Genomic DNA, 22583 nt, shown 5'->3' with positions numbered 1-22583 from the left:
ACACCACTCTGTCGGTTTATTAATCAGGAGAAAATACCAATTATATTGCCATTTATTATTCAATTCGAATTAAATAAAATCAAATTCTGGTAATTTTTCTGTTAAGTTGTTCATTTGGTAATTAAAATGATACATAATGCCCATCCTGTTTAAAATTAATCAAAGGTATTATGAAAAAGCGTTATCTAATTGCCTTAAGTTCTTTTTTCTTTATTCAATCAGCAAGTTTTGCAACTAACGTACCGTCAACATTATTTAGCCCCTATGCTGACCTAACTATTAACACCCATTGGGATTCGCAATACCAAGATATGGAACCAACGGATTTAGCAACTATTGCGTTAAATCAAGGAATTCGTAGTTATCACTTAGCATTTATTACCGATAGTGGTGTTTGTAAACCGGCCTGGGGCGGACAGGAATCTTACAGTGTTGCTAATCAATGGGGAAAACATTTAACTGATAAATTAGCACAAAATAATATTGCTGTTGCTGTGTCTTTTGGTGGTGCAAATGGAACAGATATCTCATCCCATTGTAGTCCTGAACAATTAATTACTTTATTTAATAATACGGTCGATATTTATCATGCGAACACACTAGATTTTGATATCGAAAATGGTACCGCTAATGTATCTAAATTGATGCAAGCGCTTCAGGTATTTCATCAAAAAAATCCTGCTATTGAATTGAGCTTTACGTTACCCGTTATGCCTGAAGGGCTTACACCGCAAGGTAAATCAATAGTAGAGGCAGCAAAAAATGCGGGTTTAAAGTTTCATGTCAATATCATGGCTATGGATTATGGCCCAGCTTATTCAGGTGACATGGGTGAGTATGCAATTCAGGCGGCTACGGCCTTAAAAGATTATTTAAAAACACTTTATCCTAATTATTCTGAAGCAGAGCTTTGGCGCTTAGTTGAAGTAACTCCAATGATAGGTGTTAATGATGTTAATGTTGAGCAGTTTACTCTCCAAAACGCGGATAGACTATCGCAATTTGCCAAAGAAAAAGGGCTAAGTATGATAGCGATGTGGTCTATTACTCGGGATAAACCATGTGCCGATAAATGGGCAAGCCCAACCTGTAGTGGTAATAATTTACAATTAGCTGAATTTGAATTTAGTAAACACTTACAATAACCTCCCTGTTAGGGTAAGTTAGTCATTTACTAAGCAATAGCTTGTTATTCCCTAAGAAACAAGCTATTCTTCACATCCGAGTCGGGGCGTAGCGCAGCCTGGTAGCGTACTAGCATGGGGTGCTAGTGGTCGAAGGTTCAAATCCTTCCGTCCCGACCAAAAAAATGATTTTAAAATCAGCAAGTTAAATAATAATATCAAAACATTTTTATTCTGCAAATTCTTTTTAAGTACACATTTAGGTACACTTTTTAAAAATAAAATAATAATTTACAAAACTTAATGTTTTCCAGTGAAATTTTAAGTGCTAATTTCATAGGGATGTTTGATTAATTGAAAAGCAAAAAAAAGCAGACCTAAAGTCTGCCTGTTTAATATATTGGAGATGTTAGGAAGCGTCTTTCTCACCATTTAAAATAGTTTGCTCAATCCATTGTTCTACTTCATCGCTATGCCAAGCAAGCGTTGTTCCATTAAGCTTGACTGGGCGCGGAAATCTATCGGTAAGCCACCAGCGGCGCAATGTTACTCTGTTTCTACCGATCATTCTTTCAAGGTCAGGTATGAATAATACTTTTTGAGAAATTTGCTTTTGTACTCCATCAATCACGTTGATCTCCTTTGCATCAGGTTTTGTTCGGTCTATGGTATGATTTTGATCTTTGAACCTAGCGTTAATAAATGTTTTAAGCATAAGATTGCTTCCAATAAAATTTCTTTTATTAACCATAAAGAGAGCTTTGTTTCTGGTTTTCGTTTATTTCAAGGACAATCTGATATAACTTCATAAGTTCAATTTCAGTTTTAAAACTGTTTGGTAAGGAATTGTGACAATAGATCATTCGAATATTATCGAGGGATGAATATGATAACTGTGCTATGTGTTTCAAAGTGTAGTGAGTTGAGTCTAAGATATACTGAATCATTCCTTTATAAATACTTAACTTTGAATGACATTCCATGGGTTAATCTCCTTCTTACTGCAACATATGTTAAGGCTGCACGCTTTAACTGAATATAATTCCTTCTAAAACTACAAATAATCTACGTAAAATTGACGTAAATTATGGTAATATCTTTTTTTACATTAGTGTAACTTGTTACATTGATGTAAATTATTACATAAATGTAACTAAGTCAAGGCATGTCTACTACTATTTTGAATGAATCGAGCCAATTGTTATTGGCAAAGACACTTAACGAATTAATTAGGCGTGATAAAAAATGCTCACCCGCTGCACTCGCGCGTAATTTAGGCATCCCAACCAATAAAATCACCAGAATTTTGAATGGTGATGTGACCGATCCGAAAGCCAGTACTTTAGTTCAAATTGCACATTACTTTAATATCAGTATTGAACAATTACTTGGTCTAGAACCCATCGTTCGACTAGGAGAATATGAACAGCAAGAAGTAACAAGACCTTTACCTGTTTTTGACTTTAGTAAGATAGCGCAATCAAAATCACCGCAGGAATGGTATCGATGGGTGGAGAATGATGTCGATGGGGAGTATTATGCTCTTTCGATTGATACTGATTTATATGAGCCAACATTCCCTAAAAACTCCTTACTCATTATAAATCAAGATATCATGCCAGATGATCGTTCATACATTGTTGTAAAGAAGAAAGATAGCTCACATTACTCAATTAAAAAATATGTTGTAGAAGGGAATGAGCGCTATTTGTATCCCATCAACCCCAAATTACCTGTAGAAATTTATGATGATAATTTATACACTGTTGTCGGCGTGATCCTCGAGATACACCAAAAATTGCGTTCTAAAAAATAAGTTGTAAGTTGTAAGGATGTAACTATGGAAAAATGGAGTCCCAAAAGCAAATTTCTACGCCTTGTCTATCAACAAATTGTTGTGCGATTCGCAGGACAAGTCAGAGAGCCGTATTTAATACGCATTGATAGGATTTTTACTCATCCAAATACGAATGAATTATCCATTGCATTTCACATTGCGAATAAGCGTGTTAATCAGGAGATGTCTGTAGCCGAGTTCGTAAAGTCAGATATGATTTATCTTATTGATCCGCGAATTGTCTTCGATATAGGACAACAATTTGGGGCACATGCAGAACAGCTCACCATTTTGGAAAAGAAGCAACTTAAATTAAAAACAAAATGTTTTATTGGCTTAAAGCGAGTATTTGTTGATGAATAGCCAATTGATGAGTAAATCAAAAACGCCGCTTCAATTTAAGCTGTTTCATACATTGATAGGATTAACAGTTTTCTTCTCCTTAATTACTGTCCCAGCCGAAGCACAAGTTATCAATTTATTTGGAATACCAGTAGCATCAGAACTTTTGTGGTGGCCTGTTGTATTTTTTTTATTTCAGCTTATATACAACATTTATGGTTTTGCCTATCTGCGCCATACAGTGTATTTGGTAGTTTTATTTCACGCTATTTATACTTTATTTTTAAAATTTGCTATTTGGTTGCCTGCATCTTCGTTCTGGCAAATGCAAGACATTTATATACAGGTGCTTGGTAGGGATTTATTCTACTTCATTGAGAGCTCGATGTTTTTATGGACAGCTGCTTTTTTGCCCATTTGCTTTTTTAGCACCTCAAATGAAAAAGCAGCCTGCTATGTGTTTTTAGCTTCTCTTATGATATTTTCGCTGCTAAATATGTTATGGCTTAGCCCTAAAGATACAGTCAGTGCGACTCAACTTATTATTCCACTATTGATTTATTGCTTTCTCAGTATTTTTTCACATTTTTTGCTGAGTGTTATTGTGAATATTGAAAAAATGAACTGCGAGAAAGGCATTAATAAGCAATTGTTTAAATTCCAGCTGCCAGATTCAGATAACAAAAATAATAATATTTTTAAATATCACCATATCTTATTTTGCTCCAGCATCGTATTTTTTATTGCATCAAAAACCATGGCGGCCAAATTCATCTCCATTGGTTTCTTGACAATTAATGTAGGGGGTATTGTATTTTCATTGGCTTATCTCGTTGCTGATATGATGACGGATGTCTATGGGATTGAACGTACTAAGCAAATGGTTCTATTCATTATATTTTGCAATTTACTTTTTGTGTTCGTTGTTTGGATCACTAACCTGTTAGCTATCGGAGAAAATGAATCATTTAAATTAATTTTACATAACCAAGCACGAATGTTTATTGCTTCGGCTACAGCGTTTTTCTTAGGAATGACAATTAACTCGACTGTAATTTCAATTATAAAATTAAGACAACGAAGGCGCGGTATTTCGCTAAAAAAAGAATTCATCATCACTGTTTGGACAAGAATAGCTACATCTTCAGCTTTTGGGATCATGATTGATGTAAGTCTATTTTCCTTAGTAGCTTTTTATGGCATTGTACCAGCCGATAAGCTGGCAAGTGTGATTATATTCGAGGATGCATATAAAATATCTTATGAAATCGCGTTGGCTCCAATCTCAATTCTTTTGATCTATTTCCTCAAGGTGAAAGAAAAAGTGGATATTTATGATGAATTAACCAACCTAAATCCATTTAGAATTGATACCAATTACAAGATTAGCGCCAATAAGTTTGATGAAAATTATATTCAAGTAAAGAGAAGTAATGATGGATAAACATATTTATGATTTTATGACAGAAACAATAAAGGTAGCATCAGAAAATCCTATTGCTCCATATGGAGCAATTATTGTTTATGATGACAAAGAAATTCTCTTAAAATCAGTTAATAGTGCGCATCATCATCCTTTGATGCATGGTGAATTGTCGGTTATACATACGCTATTTAATAATGGTTTTGATGGTGATGTTAATAAGCTGAGCTTATATACAACTGCAGAGCCTTGCCCTATGTGTGCTGCTGCTATTTACTGGGCGATGATTCCAAAAGTAGTTTATGGTTCTTCGATTGCATTTTTGCATGATCTGTTTGGCCGGCAGATTCAGGTTGGGGCTGAGGAAGTTTTGTCTAAAACACCCGATTTTTATAGTTGTCACTTAATTGCTGGGGTGATGGAAGAAGAATGTAATAAGTTATTTGCAAAGGCGAAGCGATTGAAAAATATATAAGGCTAATCATGGGGAAGACGGAATTGAATCTAAAAGTTCACATATGGCTTCCTTTTTCCAAACAACACCTATATCAGAGTCGTCACTAATACGCCCCGAATAAATTCCTAGTAATTGATGCCCTGACCAGGCAAGTGCAGTATGTTCATTTTTCATTTTAACATTTTCGCCTTGACGATAAAAAACCACAGGCGAACCAGATTGTCCTCTTCTTGTTCTTGCATCAATATAAAACTGCGGCTTGCCTTCAATATCTATATCAAAATCACTGGCTAAAAATCCAGTTATCCATACCCCAAAATTATTCATAGTTCTTTTTCCAAAAGGAAAGCCTATTATATTTAAGCGAGTACCTGGTTTTAACGCAATATCGATTCCACAGCTATCTAGATCATAAGAGGGAGAAACATCTATAAGATTGTTATTAATATCAACTTTAAAAGCAACCATATCAGCAGAATCCTTTAAATTAGGGTGTTCGTACCAGGCTGGTTCACTATCGTTTAGCAAGGAATAATCCACACAAATATTTCCACCTACTTTCCCATTTAAATTGAAATAAACCTGCATTTTGTTAGGGAAAGCAGCAGTTGTTTTATCCAGTAACTCCCCTGTATTTTGATTTCTTCCAGTTACATTATGTCTATTAGTTAATAAAAAATATTTATTGTTTCTTTTAGCCACAAAAGAGGTGGCTTTTGCAAGCAGGGTATCATTGAAAAATAATTCGATATACAGGGAGGCCGCTGATAAAAGCTCTATATTAATAATTTTAGGCATCATCATATTCCAGAGAATTAACGCATTGTATTCGCATAAGTTTATTTAGAGATTATGTCCAAGGAAAAACAGTATAAACATACAAAATGCTGTTAGCATTATCGCTGATGTTAACAATGTAAATATACTGGATTTCCGTGTCTGTAGTTTTAGAGCGCGAGCCTCAGCCAGTGAACTCGAGATCATTTCTCTCATAGTAAGAATAGATTCGCTGATAGCTTCCTGTGATAACTTAGACATAGCCGCTTTACTACCAGCCAATGCCGCATTGAGGATTTTTTCAGCTTTTTCCTTGGCGTCATCCCTCCATTGAGAGGAAATGCCTTCCATTTCCTCTTTGAACTGGGCTAGCATTTCTTGTTGGGCTTTTCGATTTTCCTTAAGCAGCCTCTCGTTCATAGTTTGCAGAATGAGTATCGGATCATCTTTACCCAAAACCACACCATGTTTGAGCGCAATGACTTGAATGGTTTCATCAATTTTATCTGACATTAGATCACCATGGCGTCATCAATCTGGTTAAATAGCTGATCTCGTATAAGCTTTAATCGCTGTCTAGTCATAATATTTCGTTCAGAAGAATCGATTGCTTCATTAAATGTAATTTTTTGCTGAAGCATGTTTGAAAGATCTAGTCCGAAAGTTTCTTCCTTTAAGCTAGGGATATTGATTATCGCCGCTATTCTGTCTTTTGTTTCTTTATATACTCTCATCTGCTCAAAAGATTTCCCTTCATTCTCAATTTTGCCCCAATAGGGATTTAGCCATACAACGAAGCGAATATCTTGTGGAAATTGGGTTACCAGTTGAGAAAACCCATGTGTTGTATCCAGTAGCGCTTGGCCACCAGTGATAACAGTATGGATTATGAGTTCATGTCCTAGTTCTTTTAGCAAGGTGGGCACCTGATTGGCGAGTAAGTAATGCGATAGAGGAACAAATGAACTGGCACCATTATCAATAATCACATCATTTTGCGTGTTTGCAATTTTTTCAATTAAAGCGTCAAAGTGACGTGGGTTTATTTCATCACCTTCCATAATATCCAGGCGTTCGACGTTAAGTGATTTAAAGCCATGAAAAGTTGCATTAATGGGATCAGTATCAAAACAAAGGGGGAAGTGCTCTTTGTATATTTTATATTGAGCAGTAGTTGCTGAGACAAAGGATTTGCCTACACCACCTTTGCCTTGCATCGTAATATGTATTTTTGCCATTACAAGAGTTCCTCAGGGTTAGGTATTGGATTAAAAGTAAAACCTTTGATCTCATGTGTTGTTTTACTTTTGCTCTGTTTCTCATCCCTGGTGTTTTCCTGCTCTGACCTAATTAACTTAAGTACATAATGTCTAAATGCTTTATAACCGAATGAAATTTGACCCTCATCAGATAAAGTTTCCCAAACAGCTTTCATCGAACATCCTTTATCAAGGGCTTCCCGAATGTCATTTTTCAGTGCGATAAATTCAATCTTAGCACTGGCTCGCTTATTCTTTTTTTCTGATTGATGTTGAATTACCCGTTCAGAAAGTGGTCTTTTCATTCTTCGTTAACGTCAAATTTTTATTATTTAAAAAGTCTAAATCATAATTTGGATTGGAACAAGAATAAAAAGAATATCTTGGAATTATTAAGAACTTATTAGAATATAATAGAAATTTATTTGGTTTATAATGGAATAATTTGGATTTATTTGGTATTTTCTAATGAAAAATTCTATAAAAATCGTTGCAAGCTCCAAAAAATTCCTGATATTATTCTTAAAAGTGATCTTGAAAAGCAGGGCAAGATAGGTGAAGTTAGCTAACCAGCAAGCTGGCTAACAAACTCCACAAGCCTTATTCGCACCTTCGGTGCTCAACGGAAATCCTGCACTTTAAGCTAAAAATTTGATACCCAAAGGATTGCATAACCACTTTATTAAGAGGTCAGCATCCTTATGGACAATACGCTTAAAACACCTACCAGAAAAAATGGCCGTCATCTTCGTGTTCCAGTTCTTTCCAGCGAAGAAATTCAAATTAAATCTAATGCAGCCACTGCAGGACTTTCTATTGCTGAATACTTAAGACGAATTAGCTTAGGCTATCAAATCTATAGTGCCATTGATAAAGATTATATGTTGGAGTTGTCTAAAATTAATGCCGATCTAGGAAGACTTGGGGGTTTGCTAAAATTATGGCTTAGTCATGACAAACGCGTTGCACATTTTGATCGTAAAAAAATAAGAACATTGTTAAACCGCATCCAAATGACTCAGGAAGTACTGTTGGAAGTGGTTAAGAAGCTATGATTATTCGACACATCCCGATGAAGGCAGCAAGACTGAGTAGTTTTTCTAGCCTTGTCCAATACCTTTGTGATGAACAAAACAAAATGGAGCGTGTGGGTAGTATAAGTATATCAAACTGTAATAGTGATGAACCCATTTGGGCTGTTCAAGAAGTATTAGTAACACAAGCTAAAAACCAGCGAGCTAAAAATGATAAAACTTATCATATGTTGATATCCTTTGCGCCAGGTGAAATGCTTTCCAACAATGCTTTACAGACTATAGAAGAGCAAGTGGTGTCATCTATAGGATTTAGAGAACATCAAAGAATTAGCGTTGTTCATCACGATACAGACAATCTTCATATCCATATTGCCATAAATAAAATTCATCCCACAACCTTTAATATGATTGAGCCTTTTAGAGCTTATAAGGCATTTGCTGAAATTGGCTCTAAGTTAGAAATTGAATTCGGTCTTAAAGTAACTAACCACCAAACCTGCAAAAGCCGCTCAGAAAATCTTGCCGATGACATGGAGCAACATTCAGGCATTGGAAGCTTGATTAACTGGATGAAGCAGCATTGCAAAGAAAAAATTGAGGTGGCTAATAGCTGGATAGAGATTCACAACATACTTACAGAACATGGCTTGGTAATACATAGCAGAGCTAACGGATTTGTTTTTTGTAACAACCGAGGTCTTACAGTTAAAGCAAGCTCGATTTCCAGAAATTTTTCTAAAAAAAATCTTGAAGCTAAGTTGGGTACATTTGTCCCGTCGCCATTAAAAAATACTACCTCTGCATCTACTGTATATCATTATGAGCCATTGAATAAAAGTGTGCTTGGCTCTGAACTTTATACACGATATCAGCATGAAAAAGCACATAACAAAATCTTTCTTTCAAAACAACTCAAACAGCTACGCGAGGCTAAAATCCTACTCATTGAAAAAGCCAAAAAAAGAGGAAGAATTAAGCGAGCTGCTTTGAAATTAATGAAACTTGCCAGGATGAACAAAAAATACCTTTATCAACAAATTAGCAAAACGCTTATAAATGATATTACTCAAATACAGAGAAATTACGCAGAAGCGCGTAGCCACCTAATAGATAAGCACCAAAATAAAATATGGGCTGATTGGTTACGCTATAAAGCACAAGCAGGTAATCAAGACGCCTTAACAGCCTTACGTTATCATAATCGAAAAAATAAAAATGATTATACATTATCAGGAGCTGAAGCATTTTTTTCCTCTACGAATATTGAGCAAGTTGACTCTGTTACCAAAGAAGGAACTCAGATTTACAAAATAGATAAGGGGATAGTCAGAGATAGTGGAAAAGAAATAAAAATTTATAAAGGCGCTTCAATCACTATATTGAAAAAAGCTATTGAAATGGCAAAAGAGAAATACGGTAACTGTATCCAAGTGAATGGCTCGCCACTTTTTAAAAAAGTTATTCTTGAGATCACTGTCAAACATAATATCTCAATCACGTTTGGTGACCCAGATATGCAAACCCAACTTATAAAAATGACTTCACAGGAGAAGCACGATGAACGAACACAACGATTTAATGATGGAAGAAGAACTTCAAGAAGCAATAAGATTATTGGAGCAACCCATAGAGAAAGAAGACAGCAAAATTCCAGAGCGAAGCCCAACGTTATCAGCCTTAGAAAAGGCCCGCCAGCCGAAGGTCAGAACAGCTTGCGAGACTTGTCCGAACTCAATGTGGTTCAGCTCGCCAGAAGAAGTAAAGTGTTACTGCAGAATAATGCACATGATAAGCTGGAGCGGCAAAGATTCCAATCTGATAACAATGTGCGACGGAAAGTTTTTGGAATAAAGAACAACTATAAGAAATAAAACTACATATATAAATTGATAGGTATGAATATTTGCAATCGAAGCACAACTAATTAATTTACTCTATATTTAACTTAATGATATCTATGGATTTGGAGTTATTTATGGAAATTAAGATAACTGGAGCTGACGAACTGCAAGCAAAATTTGACGAATTACGAGCAAAATATAAGGAACTTGATAACAAAATTATACCTATTGACGAATTATTTCCTGATAGTTTCATTCAACAACATACAACTGCATTAAGTCTAAGTGAATTTTTTAAACAAAGTGGCTTTATAATTAATTCAAAAGAAGATTTTTTAGCAATTCCTGACGATAAATGGGAAAAGTACATTACTGAAAACACTAAGTTTGAATCGTGGATTGAGATGCAAAGAGTTGCACAAGAAGCATGGCTGAAAAAATGGCTAAAAGATAATAAAATGGTTTAATAAAAGCAAAAGAAAAGACCTAGCCCTTTATTTGTTTAAAGTTTTAATCAATTCTTTATTAGTAACTTTATCCGAAGGTTAGATGATAATACTTGGATTAATGATTAATAGGTTTTAAAGTTAAATTTATCCTAAGTAAAATTCACAAATTGATGTTAAAAGCATTAAGTGAAGAGCATAACTTACTTTATATAAACTATACTTACTATTTTCAAGCCCTCAGCAATAACAATTTAACAACAAGGATGTAAAATAAAATGTCAATATTTATTTTAAAAGCTAAGGATTCTAACATATCAAAACCCATTATTATTTGGGCCGATAATATAGAGAATGCGCGAATAAATGCTGAAATAGCACCACATACTTTGCAGGCACGGTCCTCAAAGAAAACTATATTAAATGAAAATGATTGGGAAGTATTTAAAAATCCAAATATCTCTACCTGCGATCAGTTAAAAGAAGATGAGTATAAGATTATATCAAACAATCTCCTATCACTTTCTATTCGCTACCGAAATAAAATCTATAATTTACAAAAAAACAAAAGTGAAGAGCTATAAATGGAGCTATCTATAAATCTGAAATAATAAAAATGAGCAGTATAGGTTTAGACAATCGCAACACATTGTTCATGTGGTGCAAAAATTGTTAAAATAATAAAACCATTAACAGCACTTGCTGTCTCTATTGCTTTCTCCTTACCTGGACTAATCTCCTGTGTCAGCTTTTTTCCTCAACGTAGGCTTTACCCATATAGGTGTAATCACTCCTTTAATTTGCCTTAGATGAACAGGGCCATAATATCGACCGTCAAAAGACCATTCGCTTTGGCTGGTCATCGTCATAATCTCATCTTCTTTCAGCTGATAATTTACAGTGCGCCATTGAGGCAATGTGCGATGCATGCCATCGATTAGCTTTGGCTTTGAAAGGGGAATAATTTTTTGATTTATAAATACACCTTCAGTACTAATGGTTACTTTATCACCTGCAATTCCCACTACTTTTTTCATTAGATATCCATAACTGCCAGGGCAGAGCCCATAATTAATATAATGTCTTTCAAGTCCTTGTTTGAATGCTAGTCGGTCATCGGGGCAAAATATGACGAAGGAATTTTTGAGACTGGTCAGATTTGTAATCCGATAAAGCCCAACTGGGATAGAGTTGGTAAGATTTAATCTAAATCCCATAGCCATTAAAATAAGCGCTACAAAGATAAAATTTATTAAAAATATAGCAATGATACTTGGCAATCTTCTCATAATCTGATTACCTCATCATCGTTTAAAGAAATGCGTAAAATATTCGAGTGCTTAGGTGCTTCAATGGAAGCTCGGGCGATGAAGACAGGATCTTTGAAATAAAGTGGCTGTTTGCCATAAATAGCAGGAAAGCCCGCTGCATAAATGACCATATCACCCGCTTCAACAATCAATCCATCGGCATCCTTTTTAGGCCCAGGCATACGCAGACACTCATCAACTGTTAAAAGCGGTCGAGATACCTCCTGAACAGTTTTGGACATTTGCGTTAAGAATGTTGCAAATCGTTTGCCGCTGGTAGTGATATGTTCTTTAACAATAGTCGTTTGGCCAGTTAATTTGGAGAGGTGCTCTGCCGTTTCTATCCTGTTAGGAGGATAAGCATTTTGAATATGACAGTTAGATGTAATTGTTTCATCAGGTCCATAACCATTCTCACGGCTTTTAAGCTGATTAATATCCTGGCAAATTAAATAGAACTTTAAGCCATAACCGGCAACAAAAGCCAAGGATTCCTGAAGAATATCGAGCTTTCCAAGGCTTGGAAATTCATCAATCATACAAAGCAGCCGATGCTTATAATTTTTTTTAGCTCTAATATAAGAAAACCCATTATTATCAGGCACGCGCTCAAATTCCATTTTATCAGCCAGAAGCCGTACTACCATGTTGATCATCACTCGAACCAGCGGCTGTAGTCTTACCTTGTCATTAGGCTGAGTTACAATATAAAGACTTACCGGACTTTCATAATTCATTAGATCCCTAATGCAAAAATCCGAGGCCGATACATTATAAGCCACCACAGGATCACGGTATAAAGCCAGATAAGATTTTAAAGTTGATAAAACGGAGCCAGCCTCTTCTTCAGGCCGGTCTATCATATCGCGGGCAGAAGCACTGATGACAGGATGCGTTTTACCCTCAATATGCGGATATTGTGTCATTTCAATTAGCAAATCAGCAATATTGATATTAGGGTCAACCAGCATTTGATCGATATTAGGGAATGTAGCGGGTTCGCCCTGATTTTTCAGTTTGTAAATTGCATGCAAAATAAAACCAACTAAAAGCGCTTGCGAGGTCTTCTGCCAATGAGTTACAAGTCCTTTACCGTCAGGATCAATTACAAGCGTTGCAAGATTTTGTACATCACCCACTTCGGATTCTGTGCCAACTCTGATTTCATCAAGTGGATTCCAACGAGCGCCGCCTTTTAGTATTGCGGGTTCAAAACGAACGACTTTATTAAAGGCATACTTTTGTCGCCAGCCAGCAGTCATTGCCCAAAGCTCACCTTTTAAATCTGTAATGATGCAAGAGTGTTTCCAGGATAAAAGCGTGGGAATAACAAGTCCTACTCCTTTACCTGAACGTGTCGGTGCATACGTTAAAACATGCTCAGGACCATTATGGCGCAAATAATGAACCTCTCCCTGCTCATCTTCAAAAGCCCCAACATAGACGCCTTCATCATGTCCAATTAGGCTAGCATTTTTTAAATCCTCTATATTGGCCCACCTAGCTGATCCATGTAGGTACTCGCTAATATTTTCTTTTTTAAAATACTTACTAACCAACACAATCATTAACAATACACAGCCACTCATGACCATCATGCCAAAGGCTGCATTAAAATAATTAGGATAATATTGATGAAACTTCATATTCCACCAAAACACCTGCCAAGGCATATAAACATGAGACAATGAAAAACCCAAGCCATTAGCATAATGAAACTGATGCGCTATAAATTGAGTGCCTATTTGCATGCTAATTAAAAGTGAGCTTAAGACTAAGTAGGCAAGAGAGATGTTTGTTCTGCTATGATTTTTTTTTCCTACTTGAGGGCCAATGGCTTTATTGGGCTGGCTTGGACTCATTGTTTACCTCCCGATGCCTTTCGATTAACAAACTGAGTAACTTCGTCTGAGGTTTCATCACCTCGGCTAAAGCTTCCTTCTGGAGCACCCATCGATACGACAGTTTGCGAGCCTGTCTCTTGAGATTCAGATGCTAATTTGTGAGCCTTACTTTGGTTTGCATCAGCTATCTTTCCGCCAGCCGTATCAGCGATTCTATTTGTAAATGACGCTTTTATGCTGCCACTTTTCTCGCGGGCAACATCCATAGCACCAGATGCCAAATGTGAGCCAAAAGAACCAGCAAATTTGGATGCTTGGCCAATAGCTTCTGCTAAGCCACCAGTTTTTGAACTTGAATTAATTCTGGCAACAGAACCTGTATCGCCTGAGCTAAGTGTTTGACCTGCAGCCTTAAAAGCGGCATTAAGCGCATATAATCCACCAGCACTTTGCATCATGGCAGCACTTGTTGCTCCTGTCATAGCAGCGCCAGCAATACTAGCAGCGCCCATTGCGCCTCCAATACCAATACCGCTGCCACCCGAGCCACCACCTAATATAATGCCTGATAGAGCCGGTGGAATTTTATTAACGAGAACCAGCAGAAGTACGGCAACCACCAGCATGACAAACATTTCTTTCAGCATGATATTGGATGACATTGCCGCATAGTATTGATCTACAAAGGACTTTCCGATGCCAATAATCAAAATCATGGCAAATGCCTGTAATGCAATACCTAATACTGTTTTGTAGTAGTTAATCGCAATATCTTGCGTCCAGCGTCCGCCGCCAAAACCTAATAAAATGATGCCGCCATACGTTAAAATCCAGGCCGTAATTAGAATAATGAGCATATTAATACTGACTAATGCCAATATAATCAAAATAAGTCCCGCAACAATCAATCCCACAGTAGTAGCGGCTGGAGACCAGATTGATGAGCTGTCAATTGCTTTTGAGACAATATCAAAACCCACATCCACAATATCCGAAGGCGAGACATGTTCATTCATACCAGAGGCTTTTGCCGCAAGCTGGCGCATGGAATCTATGATAGCTGTTGCAAGTGCAGGCCCATTATCTAAAATCCAATAGAAAAATCCGATTACCATAAAAAAACGTATGGTTTCTGCCATAAATTCTTGAATATCTGCTTTACGCAACGCCATAAGACCATAAGTCCATACCATACTAATTAAGGCCAGCGACCAAAAAAGATAACGGGCATAGCTCAAAATAGTTTGGCTCCACATAGAAGATGTATTAGCAAAACGATATAAAATGTTATCCAGCAAATCTCTACTATCCATACGGCTTTCTGCATGGCAGCATGCTGAGAAGGCGATTAAACAGAATAGAATTAAATAAAGGGTTGTCTTTTTATACATGGTATTACCACTTCTTTCCTGAGCTTTTAGAATAATTTCCACCTCTGAAACACGCATCTCCGATTGCTTGGAGCTCTTCTTTTGTACGGTCTTCTCTGCTGCTATCACAGGTTAATGAGGCTAGATTCTCTACCTTACTTCTTGATTTAGTATCAGCCGTGTCACAGCTTGAAAGTAAACAAATTAATATCACAAGAGGTATGCTTAAAATTTTCATTTTTTGTCCTTAAGGTTGTAGTGAATTACCATTTTTTACTTGAACTTTTATGGTAAGTACCCGCCCTAAATTGCGTATCCCCTGCAGCCTGTATAGCTTCTTTATTTGTGCTAGCGGCATCTTTTACTGCCTGGGCATTTTGTTGCGCCAATAGTAGGCCTCTTATTTGAAGTAATTGATGAGATTGGTTGCTGGCTAATTGAGAAGCTGCCTGGAGTGCTTGTTTCTGGCCAACGGCACTTTGTGCTTGAGATTGTAAAATACGTAGTTTTGCTGAATCCGTTTTTAAGCTTTGTTGTTGCTTATCAATACCTTTGAGCATGGCATCATTGGCACGCTTTTCGGCAACAGATGCTGTTAATCTACTTTGATTAATTTTCCTAAGCTCTTCAGGTGAACACGGACCATTACCATTGAAGCAAGACGTTTTTTGATAATATTCTTGGCTTTGAAAACGATCTAGGTAACCTTGCAGGCTGCCTGCTTCCTGCTTGTAATAATCAATTGTATTAGTCGACTCCAACAGATTGTTAATGACAGAGTTAGCATTGTCCCATTGAAAGGAGGTCAGTGATTTGGTGTTTTCCAGCATATTTTGGTATTGCTGAAGCTGATTTTTGTATTGATCAACTTGGGTTTTATACTCTTTAATCTGATTCAAAATCATCTTTCCATTTTGAATCCAATTAGCAACATCGAATACGGGTGCTCCGCTTGCAAAGACATTTAACGTCCAGAGATAAATAAACATGATTTTAAACTTCATTACATTCCCCTGTATTAATAAACAAATTGTCTATACGGTTCTTTAAAGGTTAAATCTTTTACGACAATGATATTGAAGCGGTAACCTGGACGAATGTTGAGGGTGGGGGATACATTTAGGTTTTTTGAAACCATCTGTGATGTTACTTCACCTAGTTGTTGTCCTAATGCCTGACTCAAGACACTACCTACTGTAGGCTGGTTATAACCAAACTGGTTAGGCTGGTTTATATTTTGGCTGTAGGTAATACCTGCAACAATGCCAGACATTAAAAGTGCTGAGCCATAAACTCTTGCATAATGATGATTAACTTGATCACGAAAGCCGGCGAATCCTGCACTATCAGCGCCAGGCATGGAGCCAATATCTAATGCTTTACCATCAGGAAATACCAATCGCTGCCAAGCCACTAATATTGAATTTTGGCCAAAATTTACGTCGCTAGAATAAATGCCAACTATTTTAGTACCTTGTGGAATTAAAAGATATTTACCTGAAGCGGTGTCATAAACGTTTTGGGAAACCTGACCGATAATTTGTCCTGGTAATTCAGAGGTAATGCCACTGATCATTATGCCTGGGATTACGCTACCCGCTCTAAGTTCATATCGACTACCTGGGTTTTCAAGCTTTGAATTTAAATGCCAGCGCGTCTCATTTTCTCTCCCACCCAATGTTTCTGGCATAGGTTTATTATTTCTTCCTTGTAAGGATAGAAGTTGCTCTTTAAATGCAAGCGATGTATCAGCATCGAAGGTGATGCCAGGATTACGTATAGCTCTTTTTATATTTTCCCTATTATTAAGCCGTGTGTTATCCACCATAACAGATGTTTTTGCTTTGACTGCTTCTTCAAATGCTTGTGTTTTTTCCTGGCGAATACGCTCTATTTCAGCATCCGGCACATCTTGATTAACTATCTCTTGCTTTCGAGGTAAGTTTTCTTGTCCAGGTACGGGCAGATAAACCTCTTGATTGGTGGCTGTTACTTGATCTTGTGGCGGCATCACAGCAACTTTGTGATTTCCTATTACATCATAAGCCAAATTCATGGTGCTTTTTTTAAGATCTTTCACCTTTGCCATCTGAATTGGATGATCTTGTGCCATTGCTCTTTTATTGGCAACGAGTGCTATCAACACGACAAAAATAGTCAAAATGCCTACAGCAATGAACAGTGGAATATTGTTTACGCGCTTTACACCGACTGGCTTAAGCTTTTGCGGTGAGTAGTCCTTTGATAGCAATTTAGTATTTTGATCCATCAATTTTACTCCTTATGAGACCATGCGCTGACAGGAAGAAGTTTTTTGTTTGTTTGAGCATAAACTCTACTGAGAGCCTGTGAACCAATATAAAGGCTGGTTCGATAAAGGTTGCGTGGCTCAATTTCATCAATAACATAGAAAAAATTGGTCTTTTGCTTAGGACAATTATTTTCAATCACGCCATAACCTTTCTTTCGCATTTCGTAAATTAAGCTGATGCCAAAGGCATCCCTTAATTTTTGATTAATGCAAAACGTATGTTGAGCAGGTGGATAGACATGTCTTAATTGAGATACCGCATCTTGTGCTAGATAAGCATCCCGGCTTTGGGAGGCCTGTGTAAAATTCCCATAACGTATGCCAGTACAACTTGACAGCATCATAGCAAGCCATAAAATACTTAATTCCCTCATTATTAGCACCTCGTAATTGTAATTTTTTCTTGTGCTCTTCCACTTCCGACAACTAATATGGCCTTATCAAAAATGCTATCAACGATGTAACGGCAACCTTGCAGACGATAATTCACCATGACGGTTTCTGACTTTTGGAATAGGCCATGGCTTCTTAAAACCAGTAGGGCAGGCGCTTCGCTTTGAGCTATAGCTCTAGGCATCTCAATAATAGTTTTTACTCCATTGTTATAAACTCGAACTGGCTTAAATCGTGCATTGCCATAAATTCGGTAGTTAAAGTTAAGATCACCAAGGTACTCATTGGTTTCTGGCAAGGTATTCTCTTTGCGTCTTTCTGCCTGAATTTGCTGAATTAAACGCCATTTCGCTTTTGCATCGTCAGGATAAATAAAAGATACGTAAGGCATAAATTCAGAGCGGTCTGACTTTAGTCTAAAATGATAGGTTCTTCTGTCTGTGCTCACCACCAATGAGGAATCAAGATCAACATCTTTAGGCTTAATGAGTAGATGAATTTGTTGATTGACACCTGCGCCTGTAATAGATGGCTCGATGATGAAACGTGGATCGCCCACATTAATATCATTCAGCTGCTCTCCTGGTTGCAAAGCAATATCGCAAACCTGCAAAGGTGCACAGACCACTCTGATTTGTCCTGAGCCATAAATAAAACTTACAGAGCCATCGGCAGAAGCGAAAGGTTTACTGGTTTTATTTCCCTTTTGCCAACGTTTCGCAATGTCTAAAGCCTGTTTTTCTTGGCTTGAGAGCTTGGAGTCATTATCAGAAAAATAACGATTCGCTAGCTCCTTATTATCTAGAGCAAAACCAGCCAAGGGCATCAGTAAGCAAAATGAGAGTATTATTTTTTTCATCTGTTTTCTCCATGCTTTAATTCATATGACCAGTTAAAATCACGAACGTAAATTAAGTGAGGGTTCTTCAAAATAGACTCATTAGAAACATCATTAAGTTCGTTATCTTGATACATCGTTAGCATGGCTTTCATCATGTAAGGCTTTTCTTTAAGCGTTCCGTCACGGTTTCTCACCGTTTCAACCCAAGCAACCTGCCAGGTTTCATCAGACTCCTGGAGCACTGAACGAATTTCAATACTGACAATCTCATGTCTCGCTCTTTCAAAAGGATTAGATTGTTGTTTATCGTTGTAAAAATCCTGAACTTTGGCGAGTGCTGCATCATTAGAGTTTAAATAGGAGTAAACTTGAAAGATTGCTTTCTTTTGCAGTGCGCTATCAACACTAACCATGCGGATGCTTTCAATGAAGTGGGCCGCTGCTGCTCGATAGTCATCTATACTGACCTGTCCAACTCTATCCGCACGAGTGACTGACAAGGTATTGCCATTGGCATCCTGCTGAAAAACTAAGGGAATAAATTTGGATTGGCTACCAATGGATATTAGTCCGCCAACAGCGGCTATGGTCACTAAGAGGCTACTTAAACCCACTAGTTGCCAAACCTGTAGCGATTTCATCAAGCCTGCCGTATGAACGTTCCATGCTCTTTTAGCGTTGAGATAGGGATTATCAGTTAACGCTTCGTTCTTGCCTTGAGGTTTTGGAGTATTAGTCAGTTGTTTTATTTTTTTCATGCTGCTTCTCCGTACTGTTTCATCTGGACTCCCTTTTCTGAGAGCCAGTAGGATACCCATTCGTCACCATATTTCGATTCGAGCTGCTTCATACGTTCAATAGAGTCAGGATCAGTCGCCCCTACAAAAGCGAGTGCCATAGGGCCTAAAGCAAGTTGATAAAGCCGTTGTCCTTTTTCGCTGACATAATAGTAATCACGCTTAGGTTGAGCCGATGCAATAATGTCAATTTGACGTGGATTTAAGCCCATGCGTTCATAAATCACACGCGTTTCAGGATCGCTTGCATACAAATTGGGTAGAAAGATTTTGGTAGCTGTTGATTCAACAATAATATCTAAAATGCCAGAACTCGCTGCATGTGATAAATGTTGTGTTGCCATAAAAACCACACAATTTTTCTTAGCCATGGAATCAAGCCACTCAGCAATCTTGTTTTTAAAGACAGGGTGCGCGAGCATCAGCCATGCCTCATCCAGTAAGATGAGTGTTGGACGCCCATCGAGTGACGTTTCAATACGCCGAAACAAATAAAGCAACACAGGAAGGGCGAATTTTTCGCCCAAACTCATTAAGTGCTCAATCTCGAAAGTCATAAATGAAGACAAGCTCAAGCCATCACGTTCAGCATCTAATAAATGACCCATCAAGCCATCAATCGTATACTGCTTCAGGGCCTCTCGAATGGATTCATCCTGAATGGTCATAACAAATTCTGATAACGTTTTAGAGCCACTTTGATGCATGCTGATAATGGCGTGAGCGATTTCATTGCGCTGAATAGGTGTGGTATCTAAACCATTTAATGTCAAAATTGTATCAATCCACTCCATAGCCCAAGCTCTGTCTGCCTGGGTATCTAAAAACTGTAAAGGAGCAAAGGAAAGGTGCGAATCTTTATCAGCAATCGTGTAATGCTCACCGCCTGTTGCTTTGCAAGTTGGATACATAGACAGACCCTTATCAAAAGAATAAATACGGGCATCTTTGTAACGTCGCCAGGATAAGGCAATTAAGCCAAGATGTGTGGATTTACCAGAGCGGGTTGGGCCAAACATAATGCCATGACCTAAATCTCTTACATGAAGATTTAGGCGAAACGGCGCATTACCGCTGGTGACACAATGCATTAAAGGCGGTGATGACGGTGGAAAAAGGGGGCATGGTGCACTATTTTCACCTGTCCAGATGCTAGAGGTGGGTAATAAATCCGCTAAATTCATGGTGTTAATCAAAGGCCGCCTGATATTTTCGACACCATGGCCAGGTAGGCTGCCTATAAAGGCATCCATGGTATTAATGGTTTCTGTTCGTGCTGTAAAGCCCAGCGCATTAATGTTTTTCTCAATAAAGAGCGCCGCTCTTTCAACTTGTGCCCGATCCTCATCCATTAATACAACCACTGAGGTGTAATATCCTTGGCCCACCAGCCCTGAATTAGTTTCAGCAATGGCTGCCTGCGCATCTTTCACCATGTCCATCGCATCTTCATCAATAATGCCTGAATTGGTATTAAAGAGTTGATCGAAAAAGCCTCTAACTTTTTGTTTCCATTTTTTGCGAAATTTAGTGTAGTGCGCTATTGCTTCATGCGCATCCATAAAGATAAAGCGAGAATTCCAGCGATATTCAACAGGTAGTTGAGTTAGCGCTGTTAAAATACCCGGATAAGACTCCATAGGAAAACCTTCAATCGCCACGCATTGAATAAATTTTCGACCAAGCTTTGGGATAATGCCTGTAATTAATTCTTGCCCTCCTATCATGGCATCGAGATAGATAGGATTTTTAGATAAATTAACGGGATGATTTAGTCCCGTAGTGCAGAATTGTAAATATCTTAAAAAATGGTCTTGCACAACAACGTTACCTTCATTATCAACAAACTTTTCAGCTTTAAGTCTTTCCAAATGAAGGGCTGAACTCATGCGTGATTCAAAATTTCGGCAGGCCTGCTTAAACTCTTCAATGAGCTGATTCGTTTTTGCTTTCTGACTTAAATGCTCACCTGAATCATCAAACATCAACTCAACAAAACGCTTTTGTGCCAGTACTGGCGGATACCATGTTAACGTGATAACAAAATAGCCTTCATATAAGGTCCCTACACCTTCAAATAGTTGCCTTCTTTCTTCATCAACTGCCATTGATATGGTATCGGGAAAGTAAGAATAGCCACGCTCACTGTAACCAGGAGCAGCCCGTCTGATTGCATCCATATGAATCATCCAGCCATTGCCCATGGCAGACAACGCTTGATTGATGCGAAAGGCCATTATTTCACGTGCTTTATCCGTTATATTGGCAATATCCTCACCTTGATAAAGCCAAGCCGCCATAAATGAACCGTTTTTACCGATAATAACGCCATCATCGACAACTGAGGCATAATTAAGCAAATCAACTAGTCCCGCTGTATGGCTTCGATACTTTTTGATAGAGGATTTACGGCTTTTCCTACGAACTTCCCAAAACAACGTACCTAACAGGACAAGTCCCACGATGCTGATTAAAAAAGTAATCAATTCAATCATGCATAACCTCGTTTATTGTTTCTAAAAGGGGTTGAACGAGCAGGATAATAAGATTGATAACGTCTTTGTCTTAAATAAATCGCTCTCATATATGGATCCGATTTAGCCATGATTCTTAAGCCCTTCAATGATGCAAACCATAGTAGAATACCCACAACCGCTGCTAGCCAGTCTTGGGCCGCAAAGACTAAAATGGCCGATAGTAACCCTGAGAACATAACCAACTCGCGGTCTCCGCCCATAAACAAGCTGGGACGGTTGCCGCATCTATGTATAGGGATAGTACGAAGAGTCATACTCTCAACTCCATTACAATCTCCTCAGCAGAAGGCTTTGAAATTTCTGCCCCTTTGCCAGTAATGGCTGTTAGCGTGTTTTCTGCAGCAACTAAGAATGAAAGCACCAACACAAAAAAAACTAAGGAGCGCATAAAGCCATTCATCTCGCCACCAAAAATAAGTGTGGCGCCAGCAGCGACCAACCCAATAATCGCAGCGGAAAAAGCAAAAGGGCCTGTCACTGATTTTTGTATTTTGGTTAGCCATGAGTCGAAGGGAAGGCCACCACCTGCATTGGTTGCGCATGCAGGATGATTCATTAGCAATAGCAATAAAAAGATTGTTCCTAGCAACCATAGGCTCTTAGAATTGAAGTTAATTACCTGATTCATTCATTCTCC

Annotated in this window: 26 protein-coding genes and 1 tRNA gene; 10 read left to right on the top strand and 17 right to left on the bottom strand. The window is 37.8% G+C overall.

The annotated features are described in order from the left end of the window. Positions 1-170: 170 nt before the first annotated feature. Together ACNVED_RS13345 and ACNVED_RS13340 are read left to right on the top strand one after the other, a co-directional pair. Positions 171-1145, top strand: a complete 975-nt coding sequence (locus tag ACNVED_RS13345; protein ID WP_419419480.1) for a chitinase — start codon at positions 171-173, stop codon at positions 1143-1145. 82 nt (positions 1146-1227) lie between these two features. After that, positions 1228-1304: transfer RNA gene (locus ACNVED_RS13340), tRNA-Pro, on the top strand. Positions 1305-1533: 229 nt separating this feature from the next. Here ACNVED_RS13340 and ACNVED_RS13335 read toward each other — a convergent pair. Next, positions 1534-1692 (bottom strand): helix-turn-helix transcriptional regulator, encoded by a 159-nt coding sequence (locus ACNVED_RS13335; protein ID WP_419421199.1) that lies wholly within the window; start codon positions 1690-1692, stop codon positions 1534-1536. 597 nt (positions 1693-2289) lie between these two features. Here ACNVED_RS13335 and ACNVED_RS13330 point away from each other — a divergent pair. Genes ACNVED_RS13330 through ACNVED_RS13315 form a run of 4 tightly spaced genes read left to right on the top strand, consistent with a single transcriptional unit; the run spans position 2290 to position 5201 of the window. Then, positions 2290-2940 (top strand): helix-turn-helix domain-containing protein, encoded by a 651-nt coding sequence (locus ACNVED_RS13330; RefSeq protein WP_419419479.1) that lies wholly within the window; start codon positions 2290-2292, stop codon positions 2938-2940. A gap of 24 nt (positions 2941-2964) precedes the next feature. Further along, positions 2965-3324, top strand: coding sequence for a hypothetical protein (locus ACNVED_RS13325; protein ID WP_419419478.1), 360 nt, complete (start codon positions 2965-2967; stop codon positions 3322-3324). Further along, positions 3317-4747 (top strand): VUT family protein, encoded by a 1431-nt coding sequence (locus tag ACNVED_RS13320; RefSeq protein WP_419419477.1) that lies wholly within the window; start codon positions 3317-3319, stop codon positions 4745-4747. The genes ACNVED_RS13325 and ACNVED_RS13320 overlap by 8 nt, the downstream gene beginning before the upstream one ends. Beyond that, positions 4737-5201: a nucleoside deaminase gene (locus ACNVED_RS13315; protein WP_419419476.1), complete on the top strand. Its 465-nt coding sequence runs from the start codon at positions 4737-4739 to the stop codon at positions 5199-5201. The genes ACNVED_RS13320 and ACNVED_RS13315 overlap by 11 nt, the downstream gene beginning before the upstream one ends. Positions 5202-5207: 6 nt before the next feature. Here ACNVED_RS13315 and ACNVED_RS13310 read toward each other — a convergent pair whose 3' ends face one another. The 4 genes from ACNVED_RS13310 to ACNVED_RS13295 are packed head-to-tail and all read right to left on the bottom strand — an operon-like array spanning position 5208 to position 7524. Then, positions 5208-5981, bottom strand: a complete 774-nt coding sequence (locus ACNVED_RS13310; RefSeq protein WP_419419475.1) for a trypsin-like serine peptidase — start codon at positions 5979-5981, stop codon at positions 5208-5210. Positions 5982-6026: 45 nt separating this feature from the next. Beyond that, positions 6027-6473: a conjugal transfer protein TraM gene (locus ACNVED_RS13305; protein ID WP_419419474.1), complete on the bottom strand. Its 447-nt coding sequence runs from the start codon at positions 6471-6473 to the stop codon at positions 6027-6029. Next, positions 6473-7198 carry a conjugal transfer protein TraL gene (locus ACNVED_RS13300; RefSeq protein WP_419419473.1) on the bottom strand — a complete coding sequence of 242 codons (726 nt, stop codon included), beginning with the start codon at positions 7196-7198 and terminating at the stop codon, positions 6473-6475. Before ACNVED_RS13300 ends, ACNVED_RS13305 begins: the two co-directional genes overlap by 1 nt. Then, positions 7198-7524, bottom strand: coding sequence for a TraK family protein (locus ACNVED_RS13295; protein ID WP_419419472.1), 327 nt, complete (start codon positions 7522-7524; stop codon positions 7198-7200). Before ACNVED_RS13295 ends, ACNVED_RS13300 begins: the two co-directional genes overlap by 1 nt. 396 nt (positions 7525-7920) lie before the next feature. On the opposite strand from ACNVED_RS13295, the gene traJ reads away from it, so the two are divergent. The 4 genes from traJ to ACNVED_RS13275 all read left to right on the top strand — a co-directional run bounded on the left by traJ (position 7921) and on the right by ACNVED_RS13275 (position 11127). After that, entirely contained in the window at positions 7921-8274 is a 354-nt protein-coding gene (gene traJ, locus ACNVED_RS13290) for a conjugal transfer transcriptional regulator TraJ (RefSeq protein ID WP_419419471.1), read from the top strand. Next, positions 8271-10127: a TraI/MobA(P) family conjugative relaxase gene (gene traI, locus ACNVED_RS13285; protein ID WP_419419470.1), complete on the top strand. Its 1857-nt coding sequence runs from the start codon at positions 8271-8273 to the stop codon at positions 10125-10127. Before traJ ends, traI begins: the two co-directional genes overlap by 4 nt. A 104-nt stretch (positions 10128-10231) precedes the next feature. Then, complete coding sequence (locus ACNVED_RS13280) at positions 10232-10564, top strand: hypothetical protein (protein WP_419419469.1); 333 nt, start codon at positions 10232-10234, stop codon at positions 10562-10564. A gap of 257 nt (positions 10565-10821) precedes the next feature. After that, complete coding sequence (locus ACNVED_RS13275; protein ID WP_419419468.1) at positions 10822-11127, top strand: hypothetical protein; 306 nt, start codon at positions 10822-10824, stop codon at positions 11125-11127. Between the two features lie 147 nt (positions 11128-11274). On the opposite strand, the gene traF is transcribed toward ACNVED_RS13275, so the two are convergent. From traF to ACNVED_RS13215, 12 genes are read right to left on the bottom strand one after another with little or no spacing between them, the layout of a single operon-like run. Next, positions 11275-11832: a conjugative transfer signal peptidase TraF gene (gene traF, locus ACNVED_RS13270; RefSeq protein ID WP_419419467.1), complete on the bottom strand. Its 558-nt coding sequence runs from the start codon at positions 11830-11832 to the stop codon at positions 11275-11277. Then, positions 11829-13715, bottom strand: coding sequence for a type IV secretory system conjugative DNA transfer family protein (locus tag ACNVED_RS13265; RefSeq protein WP_419419466.1), 1887 nt, complete (start codon positions 13713-13715; stop codon positions 11829-11831). The genes traF and ACNVED_RS13265 overlap by 4 nt, the downstream gene beginning before the upstream one ends. Beyond that, positions 13712-15088, bottom strand: coding sequence for a P-type conjugative transfer protein TrbL (gene trbL / locus ACNVED_RS13260; RefSeq protein ID WP_419421198.1), 1377 nt, complete (start codon positions 15086-15088; stop codon positions 13712-13714). Before trbL ends, ACNVED_RS13265 begins: the two co-directional genes overlap by 4 nt. 4 nt (positions 15089-15092) lie before the next feature. Then, on the bottom strand, positions 15093-15305 hold the full coding sequence (locus ACNVED_RS13255) for a hypothetical protein (protein ID WP_419419465.1): 213 nt from the start codon (positions 15303-15305) through the stop codon (positions 15093-15095). Between the two features lie 25 nt (positions 15306-15330). Continuing rightward, positions 15331-16071 carry a P-type conjugative transfer protein TrbJ gene (gene trbJ, locus ACNVED_RS13250; protein ID WP_419419464.1) on the bottom strand — a complete coding sequence of 247 codons (741 nt, stop codon included), beginning with the start codon at positions 16069-16071 and terminating at the stop codon, positions 15331-15333. A 14-nt stretch (positions 16072-16085) separates the two neighbouring features. Beyond that, complete coding sequence (locus ACNVED_RS13245) at positions 16086-17336, bottom strand: TrbI/VirB10 family protein (RefSeq protein WP_419419463.1); 1251 nt, start codon at positions 17334-17336, stop codon at positions 16086-16088. Between the two features lie 5 nt (positions 17337-17341). Beyond that, entirely contained in the window at positions 17342-17752 is a 411-nt protein-coding gene (locus ACNVED_RS13240; RefSeq protein WP_419419462.1) for a conjugal transfer protein TrbH, read from the bottom strand. 2 nt (positions 17753-17754) lie between these two features. Then, positions 17755-18630, bottom strand: a complete 876-nt coding sequence (gene trbG, locus ACNVED_RS13235) for a P-type conjugative transfer protein TrbG (RefSeq protein WP_419419461.1) — start codon at positions 18628-18630, stop codon at positions 17755-17757. Next, positions 18627-19370, bottom strand: a complete 744-nt coding sequence (locus ACNVED_RS13230; RefSeq protein ID WP_419419460.1) for a conjugal transfer protein TrbF — start codon at positions 19368-19370, stop codon at positions 18627-18629. The genes trbG and ACNVED_RS13230 overlap by 4 nt, the downstream gene beginning before the upstream one ends. Further along, a complete protein-coding gene (locus ACNVED_RS13225; RefSeq protein WP_419419459.1) occupies positions 19367-21904 on the bottom strand; it encodes a conjugal transfer protein TrbE in 2538 nt (845 codons plus the stop codon). The genes ACNVED_RS13230 and ACNVED_RS13225 overlap by 4 nt, the downstream gene beginning before the upstream one ends. After that, on the bottom strand, positions 21901-22200 hold the full coding sequence (locus ACNVED_RS13220; protein WP_419419458.1) for a conjugal transfer protein TrbD: 300 nt from the start codon (positions 22198-22200) through the stop codon (positions 21901-21903). The genes ACNVED_RS13225 and ACNVED_RS13220 overlap by 4 nt, the downstream gene beginning before the upstream one ends. Further along, on the bottom strand, positions 22197-22574 hold the full coding sequence (locus tag ACNVED_RS13215) for a TrbC/VirB2 family protein (protein WP_419419457.1): 378 nt from the start codon (positions 22572-22574) through the stop codon (positions 22197-22199). The genes ACNVED_RS13220 and ACNVED_RS13215 overlap by 4 nt, the downstream gene beginning before the upstream one ends. Positions 22575-22583: the final 9 nt, after the last annotated feature.

The sequence above is a fragment of the Legionella sp. D16C41 genome (assembly GCF_048541585.1).
Taxonomy (GTDB): domain Bacteria; phylum Pseudomonadota; class Gammaproteobacteria; order Legionellales; family Legionellaceae; genus Legionella_C.
The sequence above is the reverse complement of the archived record's forward strand: the minus strand, read 5'-3'. Positions and strand labels throughout refer to the sequence as shown.

Coding starts and splice junctions, on each gene's coding strand:
- ACNVED_RS13330 (WP_419419479.1), top strand. CDS start 2,290: ATGTCTACTACTATTTTGAATGAATCGAGCCAATTGTTATTGGCAAAG.
- ACNVED_RS13345 (WP_419419480.1), top strand. CDS start 171: ATGAAAAAGCGTTATCTAATTGCCTTAAGTTCTTTTTTCTTTATTCAA.
- ACNVED_RS13325 (WP_419419478.1), top strand. CDS start 2,965: ATGGAAAAATGGAGTCCCAAAAGCAAATTTCTACGCCTTGTCTATCAA.
- ACNVED_RS13305 (WP_419419474.1), bottom strand. CDS start 6,473: ATGTCAGATAAAATTGATGAAACCATTCAAGTCATTGCGCTCAAACAT.
- ACNVED_RS13255 (WP_419419465.1), bottom strand. CDS start 15,305: ATGAAAATTTTAAGCATACCTCTTGTGATATTAATTTGTTTACTTTCA.
- ACNVED_RS13315 (WP_419419476.1), top strand. CDS start 4,737: ATGATGGATAAACATATTTATGATTTTATGACAGAAACAATAAAGGTA.
- ACNVED_RS13215 (WP_419419457.1), bottom strand. CDS start 22,574: ATGAATCAGGTAATTAACTTCAATTCTAAGAGCCTATGGTTGCTAGGA.
- ACNVED_RS13240 (WP_419419462.1), bottom strand. CDS start 17,752: ATGAGGGAATTAAGTATTTTATGGCTTGCTATGATGCTGTCAAGTTGT.
- ACNVED_RS13300 (WP_419419473.1), bottom strand. CDS start 7,198: ATGGCAAAAATACATATTACGATGCAAGGCAAAGGTGGTGTAGGCAAA.
- ACNVED_RS13320 (WP_419419477.1), top strand. CDS start 3,317: ATGAATAGCCAATTGATGAGTAAATCAAAAACGCCGCTTCAATTTAAG.
- ACNVED_RS13295 (WP_419419472.1), bottom strand. CDS start 7,524: ATGAAAAGACCACTTTCTGAACGGGTAATTCAACATCAATCAGAAAAA.
- ACNVED_RS13335 (WP_419421199.1), bottom strand. CDS start 1,692: ATGATCGGTAGAAACAGAGTAACATTGCGCCGCTGGTGGCTTACCGAT.
- ACNVED_RS13280 (WP_419419469.1), top strand. CDS start 10,232: ATGGAAATTAAGATAACTGGAGCTGACGAACTGCAAGCAAAATTTGAC.
- ACNVED_RS13275 (WP_419419468.1), top strand. CDS start 10,822: ATGTCAATATTTATTTTAAAAGCTAAGGATTCTAACATATCAAAACCC.
- ACNVED_RS13225 (WP_419419459.1), bottom strand. CDS start 21,904: ATGATTGAATTGATTACTTTTTTAATCAGCATCGTGGGACTTGTCCTG.
- ACNVED_RS13245 (WP_419419463.1), bottom strand. CDS start 17,336: ATGGATCAAAATACTAAATTGCTATCAAAGGACTACTCACCGCAAAAG.
- traF (WP_419419467.1), bottom strand. CDS start 11,832: ATGAGAAGATTGCCAAGTATCATTGCTATATTTTTAATAAATTTTATC.
- traI (WP_419419470.1), top strand. CDS start 8,271: ATGATTATTCGACACATCCCGATGAAGGCAGCAAGACTGAGTAGTTTT.
- trbG (WP_419419461.1), bottom strand. CDS start 18,630: ATGAAAAAAATAATACTCTCATTTTGCTTACTGATGCCCTTGGCTGGT.
- trbJ (WP_419419464.1), bottom strand. CDS start 16,071: ATGAAGTTTAAAATCATGTTTATTTATCTCTGGACGTTAAATGTCTTT.
- ACNVED_RS13310 (WP_419419475.1), bottom strand. CDS start 5,981: ATGCCTAAAATTATTAATATAGAGCTTTTATCAGCGGCCTCCCTGTAT.
- ACNVED_RS13230 (WP_419419460.1), bottom strand. CDS start 19,370: ATGAAAAAAATAAAACAACTGACTAATACTCCAAAACCTCAAGGCAAG.
- ACNVED_RS13265 (WP_419419466.1), bottom strand. CDS start 13,715: ATGAGTCCAAGCCAGCCCAATAAAGCCATTGGCCCTCAAGTAGGAAAA.
- ACNVED_RS13220 (WP_419419458.1), bottom strand. CDS start 22,200: ATGACTCTTCGTACTATCCCTATACATAGATGCGGCAACCGTCCCAGC.
- trbL (WP_419421198.1), bottom strand. CDS start 15,088: ATGTATAAAAAGACAACCCTTTATTTAATTCTATTCTGTTTAATCGCC.
- traJ (WP_419419471.1), top strand. CDS start 7,921: ATGGACAATACGCTTAAAACACCTACCAGAAAAAATGGCCGTCATCTT.